A 2,080-nucleotide genomic window follows, 5' to 3' on the forward strand; every position below is an offset into this window, starting at 1 on the left:
GAATTACTCGGTGTGCAGCAGAATATGATCTCACCGAACGACCTGATCAAGGCAATCCTGACCGTCCGTGTCGACCTGTTGTGGAACGGCGGAATCGGCACATACGTCAAAGGGTCCACCGAAACCCACTCCGACGCCGCCGATCCGGTCAACGACTCGGTGCGAGTGGATGCCGCGCAGCTGCACGCCTCGGTAATCGGGGAGGGCGGCAACCTCGGTCTCACCCAGCGGGCACGCATCGAGTACGCGCTCGGAGGCGGCCGCATCAATGCCGACTTCATCGATAACGCTGCCGGTGTCGCCACTTCAGACCTCGAGGTCAACCTCAAGATCGCACTCGATGTCGCCGTACACAGCGGGCGAATCAACCACTCCGAACGCAACGCCCTCCTGTCCGCCTCCCGCCCGGATGTCGCCGATGCGGTGCTCTGCAACAGCGAAAGCCAGACGTTGGCCATCAGTCTCGCCGCCTCGCAGGCACCGCAACTGTTGAACCGTCACGAGCGGCTCATCGACAATCTCGAACACAACAACGGCATCAACCGTGCCACCGAGGTACTACCGACGAAGAAAGAGTTGGTATCGCGGACGCAGGCCGGGCTCGGGCTCACCCGCCCCGAGATCGCGGTCCTGCTCGCCCAGTCGAAGAACGTCGTGCAACAGGACCTGCTCAATTCCTCGGTTCCCGACGAACCGGTCTTCGCATCCGCCTTGTCGGCGTATTTCCCACCCCAGATCCGGGAGCAGCTCTCCCAGGAAATCCGTGACCATCGGTTGGCCCGGGAGGTCGTGGCGACGAAGATTGCCGACGACCTGATCAACCACGTCGGCCCCGGCCTGATCTACCAGCTCGACGAACGCCTGGGCGTCAAAACCCCGGCCGTCGCACGGGCCTACGCTGTGGTCCGGGCCGTGTTCGACGTCGACGAGCTGTGGACGGATGCCGAACAGCGCACCGACGTCACCGCCGTCGAGCGTTGGAATCTTCTGCACACCCTGCAGCACTTCATCGAGCACACCGCCTCGTGGATTCTGCGCCGCCGGCCCGCACCGTTGGATGTCGAGTCGGAGATCGCCCGGTACCGTCCCAGCGTTCGCGAGTTGTTAGCCAGTCGTCCCCGCCCGACCACGATCGCCGAGACCACCGAGCGGCTGCGGTTCCTCGGCGAGGTCTTCGACCTGATCGAGACTGCCCAGCATCGCGGCTGCCCCGTCGAGACGGCTGCGGCCATTCACACCCGGTCGGATTCCGAACTCGGACTGACCTGGTTGACCGGCCGGCTCGACGATCACGTCACCACAAACTGGTGGGATGCGATGGCCGCCGCCACCGTGCGCGACGACCTGGCCGAGCGGCACCACGAGCTGGTCGGGGCAATCCTCGACCTCGACACGGGCGGCGAGGACCAGATCCGCGTGTGGCAGGCCCGGGCGGCCGACGCCATCAGCCGCTTCTCCCGAATGACCGCCGAACTCCGACGCGACGGCGTGGTGGACGTCTCCCGCGCCTGCACCGCCAGCGCCGAGCTGAAGCTGCTGGTCCGGAGCACCGGTGTCGGCGGGGCCGAGGACACCGCTGCATGAGCGAGCCCGTTTTGCTGAGCATCGGTGTTCTGCTCGGCGATGGGATCGGGCCCGAGGTCGTGCCCGCGGCTGCGAGCGTCATCGATGCGGCGGTGGCGGTGCACCCCGAGGTGGCGATTACCTGGCAGCGGTTGCCGATCGGCCACGAGGCCATCGCCACATATGGGGAACCGATACCCCCGACGACACTGGCCGCCCTCGACGACCTCGATGCATGGATCCTCGGTCCACACGACAGCGCCTCCTACCCGCAGCCGTGGCGCAGCCAGCTCACCCCCGGTGGCACCATCCGCAAACGGTTCGACATGTTCGCCAACATCCGCCCGGCTCGGGCCCTGACCGGAACCACCGCGGTGTCACCGACGATGGACCTGGTCGTGGTGCGCGAGAACACCGAGGGTCTTTACGCCGACCGGAACATGCACGTCGGGTCCGGTGAGTTCATGCCCACCCCAGATGTCGCGATGGCGGTCGGTGTCGTCACTCGCCGTGCGTG

Annotated in this window: 2 protein-coding genes; both read left to right on the top strand. The window is 66.2% G+C overall.

Annotated elements, in window-relative coordinates; genetic code table 11:
• The coding region (locus tag AC1D1G_RS44665) for an NAD-glutamate dehydrogenase domain-containing protein (protein ID WP_477956881.1) at positions 1–1,584 on the top strand (1,584 nt) is incomplete at its 5' end.
• Positions 1,581–2,080: isocitrate/isopropylmalate family dehydrogenase (locus tag AC1D1G_RS44670; RefSeq protein ID WP_477956882.1), on the top strand; the 500-nt coding region annotated here is incomplete at its 3' end. The genes AC1D1G_RS44665 and AC1D1G_RS44670, both read left to right, overlap by 4 nt.

Source organism: Rhodococcus sp. P3_B8, from assembly GCF_056402775.1.